Source organism: Brevibacterium sp. VCM10 (genome assembly GCF_000583215.1).
GTDB lineage: Bacteria > Actinomycetota > Actinomycetes > Actinomycetales > Brevibacteriaceae > Brevibacterium > Brevibacterium linens.
This window is the reverse complement of sequence record NZ_JAJB01000127.1, coordinates 1-1,081: the sequence shown is the minus strand read 5'-3', so window position 1 is coordinate 1,081 and position 1,081 is coordinate 1. Positions and strand designations below refer to the sequence as shown.

The 1,081-nt window shown below is 64.1% G+C and carries 2 protein-coding genes; both read right to left on the bottom strand.

Going from position 1 to position 1,081, the window contains the following annotated elements; genetic code table 11:
* Positions 1–68: 68 nt before the first annotated feature.
* Complete coding sequence (locus tag AD89_RS0117680; RefSeq protein ID WP_025781017.1) at positions 69–536, bottom strand: SRPBCC family protein; 468 nt, start codon at positions 534–536, stop codon at positions 69–71.
* An 81-nt stretch (positions 537–617) separates the two neighbouring features.
* The coding region (locus tag AD89_RS0117675; RefSeq protein ID WP_025781016.1) for a pyrroline-5-carboxylate reductase dimerization domain-containing protein at positions 618–1,081 on the bottom strand (464 nt) is incomplete at its 5' end.

The following is a 1,081-nucleotide window of genomic DNA, read 5'->3' as shown; positions in this document are numbered from 1 at the left end:
CCGTCGGGTAGCAATTAGGGCAGTCGGGGCGGGCAGCCAGTTCTGTGGTTGCTCCGTCTGCCAATGACCTAGCGTGCTTCGACGACCTGCTTGATCGCAGCGAGCGTCTCGGGAATGCCTGTCTGCGCGGATGCCGTCCGTGCTGCGATCTCCTCGGACGCACGTGCACCGTACTTCTCTGCGAAGAACTCCTGCCCCTCCGGCAGGAACTCCCACGATTCGGTGAGCAGCGTGCCTCCATCTGCATCCTGCACATTGTAGGTCCAGATGACTCGGCCGGGTCCCACGCTCCATCCGAAAGCCCGCCCTTCGTCGGCGACGACTACACGACTGCGAGTCTGCCACTCACGGTCAGGGGTGACGTTGCGCCCGGTGAACCAAGCTCCTACTCGTGGACCATCGCCTTCGTCCCACCAGCACTCTCGGCAGATCGGCGACCACTCTCCAGTCCGGGTCACGTCCGAAACAGTCCTGTAGACCGTCATGGGGTCGGCGCTGATGTGGATGGAATCTGCGAAGGTGAGAGACTCAGTCATGCCGGTCATCCTAGCGACCTCCGGACGCGCGCGGGCGATCTCTCAATCGGTGGTCGGGCAAGTACTTCGACCGGTCCGCAGTCAGTCTCCGGCGCTTCCTGTGACGCGATCGAAAACGGCGTCGAGAGCGGATTCCAGGGACTGGCGGTTGGCCTCGTCCATCCACTCGTTGTTGAGCATTTCGTTGAGGCCGCCCGGGGTTTCGTGAGCGGCGACCAGGTCGTCGATGGGGTCGGTGGTCTGGGCGAGAGTGGTGCCGAGTCCGACGAACTGGCCGCGGATGAAGTGATCGGCATCCGCTTGGTCCCAACCGCGATCGACGAGCCAGGCCGTGATCGTCTGCAAGAACGCGAAATGCGCCGACATCGTCGCGGTCACCGCCGAGAGCGTGGAGAACATCGTCTCATCGGCCGCGGTCACCGATCCGCCGAGGTGGTTCAGCAGCTCTTCGACCGCGTCATTGGCCGGGTACACAGCGGTGACTCCCTTGCGCTCGCGGACGGCGGGCAGGGGGATGACGCGCACGATCGTCGGGGAATGCGGAA

Coding starts and splice junctions, on each gene's coding strand:
- AD89_RS0117680 (WP_025781017.1), bottom strand. CDS start 536: ATGACTGAGTCTCTCACCTTCGCAGATTCCATCCACATCAGCGCCGAC.